General features: G+C 38.2%; 15 protein-coding genes and 1 other RNA gene. 2 read left to right on the top strand and 14 right to left on the bottom strand.

Translation table 11 applies throughout. The features are described 5' to 3' along the window. Positions 1-167: 167 nt before the first annotated feature. From recA to AOC36_RS04285, 5 genes are all read right to left on the bottom strand, one after another. A complete protein-coding gene (gene recA / locus AOC36_RS04305) occupies positions 168-1,202 on the bottom strand; it encodes a recombinase RecA (RefSeq protein ID WP_067631772.1) in 1,035 nt (344 codons plus the stop codon). A 46-nt stretch (positions 1,203-1,248) separates the two neighbouring features. Next, the gene (pgsA, locus tag AOC36_RS04300; protein ID WP_067631770.1) at positions 1,249-1,842 is read right to left on the bottom strand and encodes a CDP-diacylglycerol--glycerol-3-phosphate 3-phosphatidyltransferase; all 594 of its coding nucleotides are present in this window, start codon (positions 1,840-1,842) and stop codon (positions 1,249-1,251) included. Next, on the bottom strand, positions 1,839-2,816 hold the full coding sequence (locus AOC36_RS04295; RefSeq protein WP_067631768.1) for a helix-turn-helix domain-containing protein: 978 nt from the start codon (positions 2,814-2,816) through the stop codon (positions 1,839-1,841). The genes pgsA and AOC36_RS04295 overlap by 4 nt, the downstream gene beginning before the upstream one ends. Positions 2,817-2,941: 125 nt before the next feature. After that, positions 2,942-3,283: RNase P RNA component class B (rnpB, locus tag AOC36_RS04290), an RNA gene on the bottom strand. Positions 3,284-3,295: 12 nt separating this feature from the next. Then, positions 3,296-3,607 (bottom strand): DivIVA domain-containing protein, encoded by a 312-nt coding sequence (locus AOC36_RS04285; protein WP_067631766.1) that lies wholly within the window; start codon positions 3,605-3,607, stop codon positions 3,296-3,298. A 115-nt stretch (positions 3,608-3,722) separates the two neighbouring features. Between AOC36_RS04285 and recU the strand changes: the two genes are divergently transcribed. Together recU and AOC36_RS04275 are read left to right on the top strand one after the other, a co-directional pair. Further along, positions 3,723-4,301 carry a Holliday junction resolvase RecU gene (gene recU, locus AOC36_RS04280; RefSeq protein WP_067631764.1) on the top strand — a complete coding sequence of 193 codons (579 nt, stop codon included), beginning with the start codon at positions 3,723-3,725 and terminating at the stop codon, positions 4,299-4,301. Beyond that, positions 4,298-7,348: a transglycosylase domain-containing protein gene (locus AOC36_RS04275; protein WP_067631762.1), complete on the top strand. Its 3,051-nt coding sequence runs from the start codon at positions 4,298-4,300 to the stop codon at positions 7,346-7,348. The genes recU and AOC36_RS04275 overlap by 4 nt, the downstream gene beginning before the upstream one ends. A 213-nt stretch (positions 7,349-7,561) precedes the next feature. Here the strand turns inward: AOC36_RS04275 and AOC36_RS04270 are convergent, their stop codons facing one another. The 9 genes from AOC36_RS04270 to AOC36_RS04230 form a co-directional block, all read right to left on the bottom strand. Next, positions 7,562-8,584, bottom strand: coding sequence for a D-alanine--D-alanine ligase family protein (locus tag AOC36_RS04270; RefSeq protein ID WP_067631761.1), 1,023 nt, complete (start codon positions 8,582-8,584; stop codon positions 7,562-7,564). Next, positions 8,584-9,897, bottom strand: a complete 1,314-nt coding sequence (locus AOC36_RS04265; RefSeq protein WP_067631759.1) for a UDP-N-acetylmuramoyl-tripeptide--D-alanyl-D-alanine ligase — start codon at positions 9,895-9,897, stop codon at positions 8,584-8,586. Before AOC36_RS04265 ends, AOC36_RS04270 begins: the two co-directional genes overlap by 1 nt. Further along, positions 9,878-10,525, bottom strand: a complete 648-nt coding sequence (gene nth, locus AOC36_RS04260) for an endonuclease III (RefSeq protein ID WP_067631757.1) — start codon at positions 10,523-10,525, stop codon at positions 9,878-9,880. Before nth ends, AOC36_RS04265 begins: the two co-directional genes overlap by 20 nt. Next, entirely contained in the window at positions 10,522-11,016 is a 495-nt protein-coding gene (locus AOC36_RS04255) for a DnaD domain-containing protein (protein WP_067634568.1), read from the bottom strand. Before AOC36_RS04255 ends, nth begins: the two co-directional genes overlap by 4 nt. A gap of 5 nt (positions 11,017-11,021) precedes the next feature. After that, a complete protein-coding gene (locus AOC36_RS04250) occupies positions 11,022-11,474 on the bottom strand; it encodes a hypothetical protein (RefSeq protein WP_067631755.1) in 453 nt (150 codons plus the stop codon). Positions 11,475-11,504: 30 nt separating this feature from the next. Continuing rightward, on the bottom strand, positions 11,505-12,467 hold the full coding sequence (locus AOC36_RS04245) for a nucleoid-associated protein (RefSeq protein ID WP_067631753.1): 963 nt from the start codon (positions 12,465-12,467) through the stop codon (positions 11,505-11,507). A 77-nt stretch (positions 12,468-12,544) separates the two neighbouring features. Then, the gene (gene gpmI / locus AOC36_RS04240; RefSeq protein ID WP_067631751.1) at positions 12,545-14,110 is read right to left on the bottom strand and encodes a 2,3-bisphosphoglycerate-independent phosphoglycerate mutase; all 1,566 of its coding nucleotides are present in this window, start codon (positions 14,108-14,110) and stop codon (positions 12,545-12,547) included. Positions 14,111-14,244: 134 nt separating this feature from the next. Next, positions 14,245-14,703, bottom strand: coding sequence for a PTS sugar transporter subunit IIA (locus AOC36_RS04235; protein ID WP_067631749.1), 459 nt, complete (start codon positions 14,701-14,703; stop codon positions 14,245-14,247). 52 nt (positions 14,704-14,755) lie between these two features. Continuing rightward, on the bottom strand, positions 14,756-16,255 hold the full coding sequence (locus AOC36_RS04230; protein ID WP_067631747.1) for a PTS transporter subunit EIIC: 1,500 nt from the start codon (positions 16,253-16,255) through the stop codon (positions 14,756-14,758).

Genomic DNA, 16,255 nt, shown 5'->3' with positions numbered 1-16,255 from the left:
TCCCCTATTCTTAAAAACTATTTTGACACAGCTACCATAAATAGTTTCTTGTATTTTAAGAATACACAAATAAGCTAAAACATTCAAGTGTCTAATAAATCGTGCGCACACTTAATTTTTTACCATCTTTGAAAGAAAAAAAGGAACTTTCGTTCCTTTGAAAATGGTTATTTGCTGTTTTCTTGTTCCAACTTCGCAGCACGAGCTGGAATAATTCGATCACGAATTTGTTCGGATAATGTATTCATAATCTCTGGATTTGCTTCAAGGAATGCTTTTACAGCATCACGGCCTTGTCCAATACGCTCATCTTTGTATGAATACCATGAACCACTCTTTTGAAGGAGTTCAAATTCAACTGCCATGTCCAAGACTTCACCAACATAGCTGATTCCTTTTCCATAGACAATTTCAATTTGTACGGCTTTGAATGGTGGTGCCACTTTGTTTTTTACTACTTTAATGTTCGTTTTGTTTCCGATGATATCTGTCCCTGCTTTAATTTGTTCTGAACGACGAATCTCAAGACGAACGGATGAATAAAACTTCAACGCACGACCACCTGGTGTTGTTTCTGGATTTCCAAACATAACCCCTACTTTTTCACGCAATTGGTTAATGAAGATTGTGGTACATTCACCACGGTTCATTGCCCCGCTGAGTTTACGCATTGCTTTTGACATCATACGCGCTTGTGTTCCGACCAGTGCATCTGCCATATCGCCATCAAGTTCTTGTTGTGGAACAAGAGCGGCAACACTGTCAACAACAATTAAATCAACAGCACCTGAACGCACTAAGACATCTACAATATCCAACGCTTGTTCACCACTATCAGGTTGCGATAAAATTAACTCATCGATGTTTACCCCTAAGTTCTTTGCATAGGTAGGGTCAATTGCATTTTCAGCATCAATAAACGCTGCACGACCACCCGCTTTTTGAACCTCAGCTATCGCATGAAGTGCAAGTGTTGTTTTACCACCAGATTCTGGTCCATAGATTTCGATAATACGCCCTTTTGGATATCCACCAATCCCTAAGGCAGCATCAAGGCTTAAAGATCCTGAACTAATCGCATCAACATCAACATTCGGTCGATCACCCAATTTCATAATTGAGCCCTTACCGTATTGCTTTTCGATTTGACTGATGACACCTTCTAGAATCTTATCTTTATTTTCAACATTTTTCTGACTCATAATAGCCTCCGTCTCTTAGTTAAGTATTCAACGATTTATCGTTTTCCTATTCATTTGTCATGAATAGTGAACGACTTTGTAATACATAGGATACACCACTTAACAATGACATTAAGGTAGCGAACCAAATCATGATTGATGAAACTGGAATTCCATACAGTTCAAAGGGTAAGTTCCCTAAGAGAACTAAGATAATTGCAAGCATTTGTGCAACTGTTTTAACTTTACCAAAGTATCCAGCAGCTAAAACAATTCCTCGTTGTGATAATAGCATTCTTAAAGCATCCACAACCGTATCACGCCAAATCATAATAAGTACTGCAACAAGCGGTACGGTTTGTTGTGATACAAAGATAATCAATAATGTATTAACAAGCATCTTGTCCGCAATTGGATCTAAGAATTTACCAAAAGTGGTAATCATATTGCGAGAACGTGCTAGATATCCATCTAAGAAATCCGTAAAGGATGCAATCGCAAATAAAATAAGAATTGCGATGTTTTTATGGTAAAGCAAGACTGTATCTACTTTAACATAGCCTTCTGTTATCCCAAACTGTGCGTATGGGAATACGTAAATCAAGACAATAATCGGAATTAAGATAATTCTGAATATTGTTAATCGGTTTGCCAAATTCATTCTGAACCTCCATTATTCGAGAACTTGAAATAAATCTTCGCTGTACCCTGAAGATTCGCAACGCTGTCATTAAGGGTTATCGCTGTGTCATTCACTTTAAAGGTATTACCATTCATGTAACCCACATGGAACATAACAACTTTTCCTTCAACAGCTATTTCACTTAAATGCACAATTTCTCCACTTTCATATATTTTACTTGTTGGATTATCTACGTCTTTGTCATCAACGGTAATGCGAAGCCATGTTCGATTCGCAACCGTTAATGTAATGTCAACGGATTGATTCTCAGTCCATCCCGAGAGTACGAAGTTTGTATCATCGGTGGCTTTTATTGTAATGTCTCCTGGTTTTGGTGTTTCACTACCATTGCCATCAGTATCACCATTATCGCCACCATTTTGACCGTTATCAGTGCCGCCATTTGTTCCACCGTTGGTTCCACCATTTGCACCACCGTTATCGGTATCAGCTGGTGGGGTTGGTGTCGGTACTGGATCATCAGCGAGCCATTGTGGCACATAATGAAATAAAACAAGGACAACTACCGCGACAACTGCTACTGCAGATACTAAAAATGCGAGCATTGAAAAATCAATGCTACGTTTGCGCTTCACGGGTTTAGCTTTTGTTTTCTTAATTTTGTTTTTTTCTTTGGACGTTTCGGATTGTTTACGAATTCGATCTGATATTTCGATATTCCTTCGAATCTCCCCAACATCCAATGATTCTGTGTATTCATATACAAAATGATCTATGTCATCTTTAAAAGATTCATAATCCATTCCAAGTTCTGTCGCATAATGACGAACATAATAAGATAAATAGGATAAGTCGTCTTTAAAAAATTCGATATCCCCTGACTCTATTGCTCGAATGAATGGTATTTGTAGTCGTGTTTTTTTGCTTACTTCTTCTAACGTTAGACCAAGTTCTAACCGTCTTTCACGAAGTGCTGCACCTATCTGTTCCAAGCGATGTTCACCTTCTTCCAAATATTTATATAAAAACAATGTAAACCTAACAATATAAATTATAACAACCCTAACAACTTTATACAACACAAAAAAGGGCACAAAACCCTAAATGCATTGACACTCAATAAGCCATGTTCTGTTAATGATAATCATTTCTCTACGCAATTTCATCACGTCCTATACGTTCTTCTTCATTCGATTGTATAAGTTCCCCTACCAAATTTGGGTTTCTCGCTTATGGGGTTTACCAACGTTCCACTTTTCACGTTTCCATGAAAACTTCGTCACTGTGGCACTTTTAAAGCCTTCGTCCATAGTTTCCCTTAGGAGTCCGGTCAGCCGTCATAGATGCCTCTATGCCTTAACTTATCGTTTCGTTAAGCACAAACACTACCATCATCACAGATGGTGCGAGCATGGACTTTCCTCTAGTTGTCTAAGCAACCAGCGATTATCTTTCGTGTCATTAAGTTATTTTATTTATTGTTAAATACTTCATCTTCTAGTTTCGTTACGCGTTTCAATAAATCAACATAACTTACTGTCGGTTGAACATCTTTAACCGCGCGATGCTTTCCCTCATATTCTAGGATCATGCGCTTTTGATTCGATAGTGTTTCTTCATATCGATCTAAAAGTGTTTTTTGTTCAGCAATAATTTCTTGAAAAGCTTCATAATCTTTCATTACATCATCTAAAAATGCGTCAACTTCTTGAGCATTATAGCCTTTGAAATCAATATGGAACTCTTTATTTAAAATCATATCTACCGTTAATTTCTGCGCCATAATTCCACCTCGTCCTTATTATCTCAAATCTTATGTTTTCTTGCAACCAAATTTATTCAATCAAACTTATTATTAAGTTTTTTGTGAATTAGTGTATAATATCCTTGGTGATGTTATGATTCAGTATCCAAACGGAACACGAAAGAATGCTTCAAGACCGCAACAAGCGAACACAAGTAGACGTGGTATGACTCTTGAGTCTGATATTAATCAGACGAATGAATCCTACCTTATTTATAATAAGGCAGTCATTCACAAGAAACCAACCCCGATACAAGTAGTTCATGTTGACTATCCAGCGCGCAATAAAGCGAAGATTGTTGAAGCATATTATCGTCATGCTTCCACAACGGATTACAATGGAATATATAAAGGAAAGTACATTGACTTTGAGGCGAAAGAGACAAAGAACCGTACGATCTTTCCATTGGCATTGTTACATCAGCATCAAATTGATCATTTAAGAAGTGTGTTACAGCATGGAGCGATTGCCTTCTTAATTATTCGATTTACGTCTTTAAATGAGACATATTTAGTTTATGCTCAGGACATATTTGAGTATATTAGCACACACAAATCCAAGTCATTACCTTTACCTTGGATTCGTGAAATTGGTACAATGGTGGAAGAAACGTATCATGCACCGTGTGATTATCTTCCTATTATTGATCAAAGATTAAAGGAGAACTTATGAAAGAGAACTCAAAAAAGAAGCTTGAATCGACCTTGGAAATTCCAAAGTTGGGTTCAAGTAAAAAGGCAGGGCCAAGTCCAAACAACCCCCAGGACCCTTCGTCAAAAAACAAGAAAAAGACGCATAGCCCTCATTATAAAGCACGAATATTTGCAGGAATCCTAGGAACAATTACAGCAATTGGTGTACTGGGTGTTCTTGTGGTCTCAATATTTGTTGTTTCTGCAGTGAATGAATCACCTGAAGTATCGGTTGATATGTTTGAGAACTTAGACTCAACTGTCATTTTGGATGCAAATGGTGACGTGTTTTATGACACGGGAGCAAAACTCGTTGAAAACATTACATACGAGGATATTCCGAATTCTTTAATTGATGCATTTTTATCAATCGAAGATTCGCGTTTTTATGAACATAATGGATTTGACTTACCACGTTTCTCCATTGCGATGTTAAATAACGTTAAAGACTCAGTTTTATCCATGAGATTATCCTTCTCAGGTGGTGGTGCTTCGACAATTGACATGCAACTTGTTCGTAATGGTGTATTCTCTAAAGAAGATCCAGTCACAGGAGAAGTTGTAACGCCTGCAGACAGTGGGCCTGATGGAATTAAACGTAAGATTCAAGAAATCTACATCGCAACAAGCCTCAACAACAATAATATCCTCAGCAAACGTTCAATCTTCCAAATGTATGTGAACAAGATTAACTTTGGTACTGGGAATAACATCTTAGGTGTTGAGAAATCCGCTAACTTTTATTTTGATAAGAGTGTCAGTGAATTGAACCTTGTTGAATCGGCATTTTTAGCAGGAGTCATTAATTCACCATCAAACAATACGCCTTATGCAAGTCTTGAAACTGCTACAGATCGTACGCATACAGTTATTGACATGATGCTTCATCATGGATACATCAGTGAAGAAGAACATGCACGGGCTATGACAGTACCACTTGAAAACTTATTTGTGGACCGTTCTGGTGAAAATCAAACACTTGATTATCAAGCATATGTTGACTTAGTGCTTGCTGAAGCTGAAGAAATCACTGGTAAAAGCCCTGTCACAACTCCAATGGTTATCCACACCGCAATGAACATCAATGTTCAAACAGCGATGGATCAAGTTTCACGTCGTGAAGTAAGTAACTTAAACTTTGGTAGCAGAACAGATTTACAAATGGCAAGTTCTATCGTTGATAATTCAACGGGAGAAGTGATTGCTGTTATGGGTGGTTATGATTATAACAACAAACGTTCTTGGTTACGTGTTAAAGAAACACATTCACAACCAGGATCAACAATCAAACCACTTGTTGATTATGCACCAGCCTTTGAATACTTAGGTTGGGCAACATCCCACGTCATGATGGACCAACCATATGTTTGGGGTGGAACTGACTTTGCAGTTGGTAACTGGGATGGTCGATTTGAAGGTCAAGTAACCTTAAGACGCGCAATCTCAGATTCACGTAACATTCCAGCCATTGAAGCATTTACAGCAGTGTATGATTCAATTGGTCGTCAAAGATACATTGAATACTTAAGAAGTTTTGGATTTAATATTTTTGAAGAAGATGGTTTCGATCACCAATTCTCAATTGGTGGTAACCGATTTGAAACATCACCTTACGAACTTGCAGGTGCTTATGCAGCCATATTTAATGGAGGTGTGTTTACAGAACCGCATACAATTCGTCAAGTTGACTTTAAGGATGGTTCAGAATCCGTGATGTCACCTTATGCTTCAAACCAAGTAATTTCGGAAGCAGCAGCGTTTATGACCGCTCAAACAATGCGTTATGTTATCCTCGATAACTTAACCTATACCGCACGGCCAACACGTCGTTCTTACCCAGTTTATGGTAAAACAGGTACGACAAACCACGACCAAGCAAATGCAAACAACTTTGGTGTTCCTGCAAACTCTGCGAAGGACTTATGGATTGTGAATGCAACCGATCGATTCACCTTTGCGACATGGTCAGGCTTTGATAAGTTTGACAAAGATGCATGGCTCACAACTGAAATACAACGATTCAACTTACCGGGTAATATGAACAGTTATATCTTGGATGTCCTTGCAGAAGAATACGGTGTAGGAAGAGAAATATCTCGCCCTTCAACGGTTTCAGACATTACCCATATCTTAGGCACATTCCCATATCAATCACCAATTGATGGTATGGATTCAAGCCTCATAACAACAGGTCTTATAAAACGTGATCGCCTCAATCTTGTTGAAGCAACACCACCAACACTCAATGATCTAGCAAGTGCTACAATTACGACAAGTGGTGGTCTTCTAAACACCAAGATTACAGTCAACATGACGCCATACCCTAATGCCGATGCACTTACGGTTGCACCAACAACCTTTGAAATGACATCATCAACAGGGCGTACCTTTACTGGAAAACGTCTGTATGACCCATCATGGATCTTTGGAGCAGTCCGTTATCAAGCAGATCTTTATGTAAATGGTGAACTTCAAAAAACAGTGATGAGTGACACAGAAAACGTAGAACTCACATTATCTAACTTTACCTCTGGCGAAGTAAGAGTTTGTGCTTACTATACCTTTGAAAAGAACCAAGATAAACGCAGTAATGAAATCTGTAATACACTGGATATGAGCAACTCAGAAGTTGAAGTACCAGACTTCGAAACAGAAGATGATGTTACTGGATTTAGCAACCAATATGGAAAAGACGTAGTATCACTTACTTACCAACCCGTATCAGATATTAATCGATACAACACCGTTGCATCCGTTAGCCCAGATTATCGTGGACAAAAAGTTACGCTTAGTAAACTAAAATCATCAAAGATGACTGTAGTTATTAATGACTTTGTAATCGATGTAATGAATTATACCAATCGACCATACAGTGAGTTTGCGAATCAATTTGGAGGCTACTTCACTCTTAAAAAAGAGGGAAGTGGAAATAATATTGTTTCAATTTCTGGCCCAAACGAAACGCCACTAACTTCGATTCGATTGAGCTCTATGGAAGGTCAAACATTGACAATTAAAACTCAATAACCCATTAAAGCGAGTGGTAATCACTCGCTTTTTTATTAACTTTTCATCCTGTAGTAAAACCCAACTTCATTCGCTTAGGATTTTTTAAAATGCGTTTTTTCATGCCGTGTTGTTTATTAGTGTGCTTGGATGATATTTTAGTCACCGCACATAAAAAAGAATCACCGTTTCTTTTAAGAAGTGTGATTCTCTGTGTTGTATTGGTTAAGCGTATTATTTACTGTTTACGACATCCTGTAAAATTGTGCGGATTAAATCAGTGTATTCAAGGCCTTCATTGGCGATTAATATTGGATAAAAGGATGTGCTTGTAAATCCTGGCATTGTATTTATCTCGTTAAAATAGATTGTTTCATCTTCTGTCACAAAGAAATCAAGCCGTGATAAGTGACGCGCACCCATAATATCAAAGATTTCAAGGGATAGATCTTTGAGTTTTTGTTTTGTTTGGTCAGAATAAGTTGCATCATAATGTACAATTACATCGTCCGTAATGTATTTATCTTCAAAGCTGAAGAATTCTGACTTCAGGATTGTTTGGACTGGTTCACTGACAATCTTATGGTTATTTGTGTCTAGGACGGCAATAGAGGCTTCAGAACCGCGAACAAAGGTTTCGATGAGTATTCGTGTGTCATATTTAAATGCTTCTTCACACGCCTTTAAAAGCTCTTCATAGTCATGAGCACTTGATACACCAAATGATGACCCTTCACGTGATGGTTTTACGATGACTGGGTAATCAACCGCTTCAATATCAATATCATCAATTGATGATACACATTGATAGTTTGTCATCTTAATCCCATGTCCTTCAAGAATTTGGTGTGTGAGTGCTTTGTCCATGCTTGTCACTGACGCAAGTAAATCACTGCCTGTATAAGGAATCATCGCCATATCCAATAGCCCTTGAATGTGGCCGCCTTCACCAGTTGGACCATGCAATGCTAAAAAAGCACCGTCAGCATACACTTTGCGTCGTGTATCTCTAAGAAATATACCTGGGTGTTCTGAATCAAACCGTAAGAATACTTCTTGACCTTCGAAATTTTTATTTTTGAATGAGTCTAAGGTGTACTTCCCATGAATCCATTCACCTGTTTTTTTGATGTATATTGGATAGCATGTAAATTCATCCGAAGGGAAGAATTCAAAAATTGATTGAGCAGTTTTAATTGATATATCATGTTCACTATCTTGTGATCCAAAAAATAACAAGATTCTTTTCTTATTCATTACTTAACTCCTTCTTCTAATAATCGTTCGAGTTCATAATATCGAGACCCTTTAAATACGATGAGACAGTCTTGTTGATACAGTTTTGTGACATCGTTTTTTAAATCCTCAAAATCATCATACCACATAATTCGATTATCATTATAAGTCTTTACTACTTTTCCAAACTCTTCACCAAATAAATAATACTTTTCAAATGGATAGGCAAGCATATGATCCAACACTTCTTGGTGTCTTTGTTCACTTCCCTCACCTAAAGAGTACATATCCGCCATCACAACAAACCGATTGGTATCGGTTGGATAGGCTGCAGCAACATCAATCGCAGCCATTGCACTTTGAGGGCTTGATTTATAGGCGTCAAAAATGATGAGTGCTTCATGATGTTTGTATACTTCAGTCCGCATCTTTGTTAGTGCGACCTGTTTTAGCCCTTTACGAATAACTTCATTGGAAATGTTCATTGCTTTTAATACCGCTACAACAGCTCCAGCATTAATTGCTTGGTGTTTTCCTAGTAAGTTGACACAATATGCATCATCATTCACTGTAAATGAAACACCCTCTTGTTTAACATCAATTGCTGCTACCACAAATTCATTGTCTTTATTCAATCCAAAAGGATGTTGTCCATAGGCAAGTGATCGATAGATTTCACTGTCTCCATTGTAATAACAAACCGCAGGGTCTATGCCATCAAAGAGTGTGAATTTTTCTTTTCCAAGAGCTTCCATTGTACCAAAATTATCCATATGCGCTTGATCTAAGCTTGTGAGTATTGCATAGTCTGGTTTGATGATACATGTAATCTTTGGGAGATCACCTGGGTCGTCCAATCCTGCTTCAAAGATTCCAAAACGTGTGTGTCCATCCATTCTAAATAGATTCAAACAAGCTCCAATTTCAGTATTCTGATTTTCAAGTGTTGCGATGGTTGGCCCCACTTCAGATAAGCAGCTTAAGAACATATCTTTTGTTGATGTTTTGCCATTGCTGCCACTAATAACAATAAACGTTGCATCCAAAGTATCACGGTATGCTGATGCAATATCACTGAGCCCTTGTAGTGTATCACTCACAAGAATTTGAGGACAATCAAGATCAAGATAGTGATCTACAAGTAAACACGTTGCACCTTTATCAATCGCACTTTGGGCAAAGGTGTGACCATCTACTTTAGCCCCTTGAAGGCATACAAACAAGTCGCCTTGTTTTACGTTTCGATTGTCAACACTCACGCCGGTTAACAACGCTTCACCGCGTGTTTCACACTGAAGCCATGTTGCGATTTCTTTAATGGTCGTTTGTCTCATTTTGATTCTCCTTTATCTCTCCTAACACATCATAAATATTTCGTTTATCACGTGCTGTACTGTAATACCTTCCAAAGAGCAGTAACAAATGATGGGCTTTTGCCCATGATTCTTTCGGTATTTTCTTCATCAATGCTTTTTCTACTTCTAATACTGAGGCATCTTTTTTAGCCCACCCTAAACGAATTGCGACACGATGAACATGGGTATCCACTGCGATAGCGGGTATGTTAAACCCTACTGCACGGACAACATTCGCGGTTTTTCTTCCAACTCCGGGTAAAGAAACTAACGCATCAAAATCTGATGGGACCTCACCCCCATACACATCCACTAGGATTTTTGATGCTTCAATAATGTTTTTTGCTTTGGTTGCATACAAGCCAATACTCTTTATAATTTGAATAACATCACGTGTTTGTGCTTGGGATAATGCATCAGCATCGGGATAGTGTTCAAATAATTCAGGGGTTACTTTATTCACAGATTTATCGGTTGCTTGTGCAGATAAAATAACCGCAATCAAGAGTTCAAAGTTATTGCGGTAATCCAAATCACTTTTCGCATTGGGAAACAGCGAATCCAGGATTTCGAGCACTTCATTTACAGGTAGTTTTTGCGTTCTCATTGTGCGTCCCGCTTATTGATGAGAATTGCGTTGATATATTTCATGGATACTTTTTGAACAACAATAGCACTTCTAAGTGCATCCAGGATTTCATCTTGTGTATATTTGCTTAACCATGTATTTAACATTTCAAGCTCGGGTTGCGATAACAAGCGTCCTAACTCTGATTCAAACACTTCATAAATGGTTTCATCCATATATTCATAGCGAACCCCTTCTTCAAACAACGGATCAATGCTGAATACAATCCGATCTTTAGATGGTTTCACAACTAAAAGCTTTGAGCGTTGTAAGTCATGCAAAATCATGTCGATTTCAGAAACTTCGAGCCCTGTTCTAACATTTAAGGAATTCAAATCTATGGTTTCATTTTGGCCATTCATATAATCAATCATCAACAACAATACGGTTTGTTTTGCAGAAAGTTTCAATGTTTTTAAGTTTTCTAAGATCCAATCTCTTCGATTAACATACGGTCGATTCCACCACATATGCATCACACTCCAATCCGTAATACGACATCTTGTGTTTCAAAATCTATGATAAAATCAAATCGATCTGTACGAATAAAGTAAACGAGTTTATCTTCATACACTCCATATGATATATCAGTTGCGGTCAATCCTTGTCCATCTACCCATCTTTGTGCAGGTGAAAAGTCTTGATAGGTTTCAAAACCACTATTTTTTAAGTCACGTGAAAACCAATATAAGGTTGTTCTCGAACTGTTTGACACGATGTAAGTTACATCATCAAAAGCGAAGCGGTTCTCAAGTGTAAGGTTTGTAATGTTGTTGCTTTTTTCAAAGGCTTCAATGAGTTGTCGGTCTTCTTTTTCATAGGCTCTATTTGGCCCTGCTATATAGACCAAGTAGATGAGAAGCGCAAAGAAAAAGATTCCAAATATCAACAGAAGATTGAGTGATAAAGATTTAAGTTTTTCTTTCATAATGCACCTCTAGATAATCGGATATATCACCTAAAGAATCTTACCAATATTCTTTAAATGAATGGTTGCATACCCACTGTCATCGTGTTCGATTTCTAACACACGATCAACTTCAACGGAGTCAAGGGGTATTTTTATTTCAACACCACTTTCAGTTACAATGGTATGCGTTTTTGCTGCGCGTAAGCGTTGCACTTGTTTGGATGGTAAAAAGTTTTCAACATGATGGGTTTCAAAGGCATCATCGACCAGTGTTTGGTCTTGATCACTTAGATCTTCAAAGACTTGTGTCATTAACTCTTTGGGTGCGACTTCATCAAAAAGTGCCGCATTCTCTGTGAGTAATTGCTTTGTTTTAATAATATTCATCAATGAATCTTCATCTCGTGACATTGAAACCGTGTCAACAACTGTTTGTAAGACTGTCACTGCATTTTTAGTATTAAGATAGATCTCACAATCTAAGACCTCTTCCATTACATCTTGGGTCTTTAGCGGTGTTTTGACAGTTAACTCACCACTGCTTAAGTCAATTCCAAAAGCATTCTTAATGCCACCAAAAGACTCACTCAAAATCCGTCCTTGGAATTCAATGTCTGTTTCATTTTCTTTTACAACAGAGATATACCCCGGTTTACTATTCACTTCAAACATTGTAAAAAGGTATCCACCCTCATCTTCTTGATCAATCATCGCAAACAGAAGATTACAACTTGTAAATCGTGCGGATGCATCTTTTAGGTCAAACCAATGCTTTGCGATTTTCTCACTGGTTCCCATAAAATCGAATTGTTGATTCACAATATCATTTAAAAAGCTACTCTCTTTAAGAATTGCTTTTGATGTTGTTGAGCTTGTGATTAAACTCTTGGATAGTTTTAAAACAAGAGCATCCACTGGATCATCTTGATTTAAGTTTACTTGTTTTTCTGATAATACTACTGTTTTCATTTGATGGTCCAGCGCGTGAACCACTACTTTAACTACGTCCATATTTCACCTTCATTTTTGCTCTTTAATGATACCACGTTTATGACGTGGATTAAAGAAAAAGAGCTCATTTAATGAGCTCACTTCGATTCAATTAGGCTTTCTTCCCAAATTGGGTTTGGTGCAATATCCATTAAATCACACACGGTTGAAGCGACATTCGCAAGACCAAAGTTTCCATCTTGCTTTAATGTAACGTCTCTGTTATATACGATAAATGGTACAGGGTTCAATGTATGTGATGTTTTTACTTTACCCTTCTTATCAAACATTTCGTCTGCATTACCGTGATCCGCAAGGACTAATAATGTTCCGTCATTCCGTTTGATTGCTGGAAGTAAACGTTGAAGTGCTAAATCAACTGCTTCAACAGATACTACAGATGCTAAGAAGTCTCCAGTATGTCCAACCATATCACCATTTGGGAAATTAATGCGAATGAAATCAAATTGATCACTATCAAGTGCTTTAATCACTTCATCCGTAATTTCTGCAGATTTCATCCAAGGACGTTGATCGAATGTTACATCATCACCCTTTATTTCCATCCAAGTTTCAAGTGAATCATCAAACTTCTCTGAACGATTTCCATTCCAGAAATAGGTAACGTGTCCAAATTTTTGTGTTTCAGAAATCGCAAAGATTGATTTTCCAGCTTGGATCATTGTTTCTGTCATTGTGTTTGTAATATGTGGTGGTTCAACTAAGAAGTGTTTTGGAATTTCCAAGTCTCCATCGTATTGAAGCATGCCTGCATATTTTACACTTGGTACGCGTACACGATCGAAACGATCAAAGTCATCACCTGCTTCAAATGTTTTTGAGATTTCAAGGGCACGGTCTCCACGGAAGTTAAAGAAGATTACTGAGTCTCCATCAACAATTGGTGCTACTGCTTTTCCATCTTTTTCAATAACCCATGCAGGTACGTATTGATCTGAAAGACCCGGTTGTTCAGCACGGTATGTTTCGATTGCTTCAGTCGCACTTGCAAAGCCTCTTGCTTCACCTAAAACGTGTGTCTTCCATCCACATTCAACCATACCCCAGTCTGCATCATAACGGTCCATTGTTACAAGCATACGTCCACCGCCTGAAGCAACTTCAGCATGGAATGTATCGTCATTGAGTTCAGCCATTAAATCTTCAACTTGTCCAAGGTATTCAAGTGCAGATTGTTGATCAACATCACGACCATCTTGAAGTGCGTGTAGTGCTAAGTGTTTAACACCATCTTTTTTAGCTTGTTTAATCATTGCAAGTACATGATTCACATGTGAATGTACATTTCCATCGGATAACAGTCCAATAAGGTGTAGTGTATGACCATCGAGATCTTCACTTAACCATTTCCATGTTTTTGATTCAAAAAGTGATCCATCCTCAATTGATTCATTGACTAGTTTTGCACCTTGTGAGTAGATTTGACCTGCTCCCAATGCATTGTGTCCTACTTCCGAGTTACCCATGTCATCATCTGTTGGTAGACCTACAGCGTGACCATGTGCTTTAAGCGTAATATTAGGGCATTCAGCCATTAATTTATCCAGTGTTGGAGTCTTAGCTTGTAATACAGCATTTCCTTCAACTGTGCTACTTAAACCAACACCATCCATTACTACTAGAACAACCGGTTTTTTGCTCATAAAGTTATTGCCTCCTATTTCATACCCAATAATTTTACCACTAATCAAGGCTCTTGTGTATACATTAAATCTGTTTTGTTAATGAAATCACGAGAAACGCTCACATCTATTGCTGACATGAGCGTTTTATAAGCTTATAGAGACATTACTGCGTCATTTTTTGTTACGGATTGATTTTGAGTAAGAAGTGTTATGGGTTCACCACTTGTGATGATGACCATGGAAGTTGTTTCTTTTCCTTTTGAGCGGATCAATTCTAAATCCATCTCAGCAATCAATTGACCTTTTTTCACAACATCCCCCACCCCTACATGACTTACAAATCCTGCTCCATTGAGTTGTACTGTATCAATTCCTAAATGAATTAAAACTTCCACACCCTTGGGCGTTTTGATTCCATAGGCATGTTTCGTAGGAAAAGCGACCGTAATTTCACCATCACAGGGTGCATAAATAAGGCCCTCACTGGGTTCAATTGCATACCCATCCCCAACCATTTTGTTTGAAAAGACTGGATCACTTACTTGACCTAATGTGATGATTGACCCTTGGGTAATCGAATTCAATACGTTGTTTGATTTTTTAAAAAACATTGCTCCCTCATTTCTAACTCAGTGTTTAACCACATAACATCTGTCTGAGTAACTATTCGTCGATGCCTAAGTAATCGGCAATATTATTCTTATACAGAATTGCTTTTGCACCAAAGATTGCTTGAATACCATTTCCAACAACTAAGACATCAGTTGCACCCATTGACTTGATGGCATCTTTGTTGACTGCATTCGCATCTTTTACGCTCACTCTAAGGCGGGTGATACACGCATCCACATCGAGAATGTTTTCAGGTCCACCTAATAATTCAATAATAACTTTGGATTCATCGCTGATACTTTCTTTGGATGTAACCGTTGGCACACTTTGTTCTTCGTCATCAAGACGACCAGGTGTCGGTACATTAAACTTCTTAATGAAGAATGTAAAGACGCCATAATAGAGTGCAAACCAGATTGCCCCAACTGGTAACACAAGCAACCAATTTGTTTTTGCATTACCTTGCAAGATACCAAAGAGTGTAAAGTCTATCACACCCCCTGAGAAGGTATTCCCAATTGAGATGTTGAGGATATCGGCAACAAAGAACGAAACACCATCTAAGAATGCGTGAATAACATAGAGTACCGGTGATACAAACAAGAACATAAATTCAATTGGTTCTGTAATCCCTGTGATAAATGATGTCAAAGCAACACCCAAGAATAACCCTGCATATTGTTTCGAGCGTTTACTTGGAACCAGTTTATACATTGCAAGTGCAGCACCTGGTAGACCAAACATCATGGTTGCAAAGCGACCTGCAAAGAATCGTGTTCCTTCGGTAAATAGGCCGGTATGGTTTGGATCTGCAAGTTGTGCAAAGAATATATTTTGAGCACCGACAATTGTTTGTCCTGCCACAACTTCAACGCCACCCAGTTCTGTATACCAAAACATTGGATAAATCATGTGGTGTAGCCCTACAGCACCACATAGACGCATTAAGAACCCATAGAAGAATGTACCAATTGGTCCCATCTTTGCAATGCCTTCACCCGCTGATATCAGAAGTTGTTGGAACGGTGGCCACACTAAATAGAACACTGCTCCCACAAAGATTGCGGCAAAAGATGTTACGATTGGAACAAACCGTGAACCTCCAAAAAATCCAAGAATTTGTGGTAATTGAATGTTATGGTAACGGTTGTGTAGATACACTGCAATACTACCGATAGCAATGGCACCCACAACACCTGTATCAATTGCAGCACCATCTGGATTGAATATTCCTAAAAGTGCTGAAATTGTTGCATTCATCACTAGATAGCCAACAACAGCTGCTAGGACTGCGGTTGCTTTATCGCGTTTTGCAAGTCCTGCAGCAAGTCCCATCGTTAAGAGCATTGCAAGATTTCCAAAGATGATACTTCCTGCTGCTGACATCACGCTAAAAATTGCTTGTAAAAATGGTACATCTAAAAACGGATACGCTTGAATTGTATTTGCATTAGAAAGTGCACCGCCAATACCCAACAACAACCCTGCTGCAGGCAGAATTGCGATCGGAAGCATAAACGCCTTCCCTATTTTTTGTAATTTTTGAAACAT

The sequence above is a fragment of the Erysipelothrix larvae genome (genome assembly GCF_001545095.1).
GTDB lineage: Bacteria > Bacillota_I > Bacilli_A > Erysipelotrichales > Erysipelotrichaceae > Erysipelothrix > Erysipelothrix larvae.
Note: the sequence above shows the minus strand (reverse complement) of the source record. Positions and strands in the feature narration are given on the sequence as shown.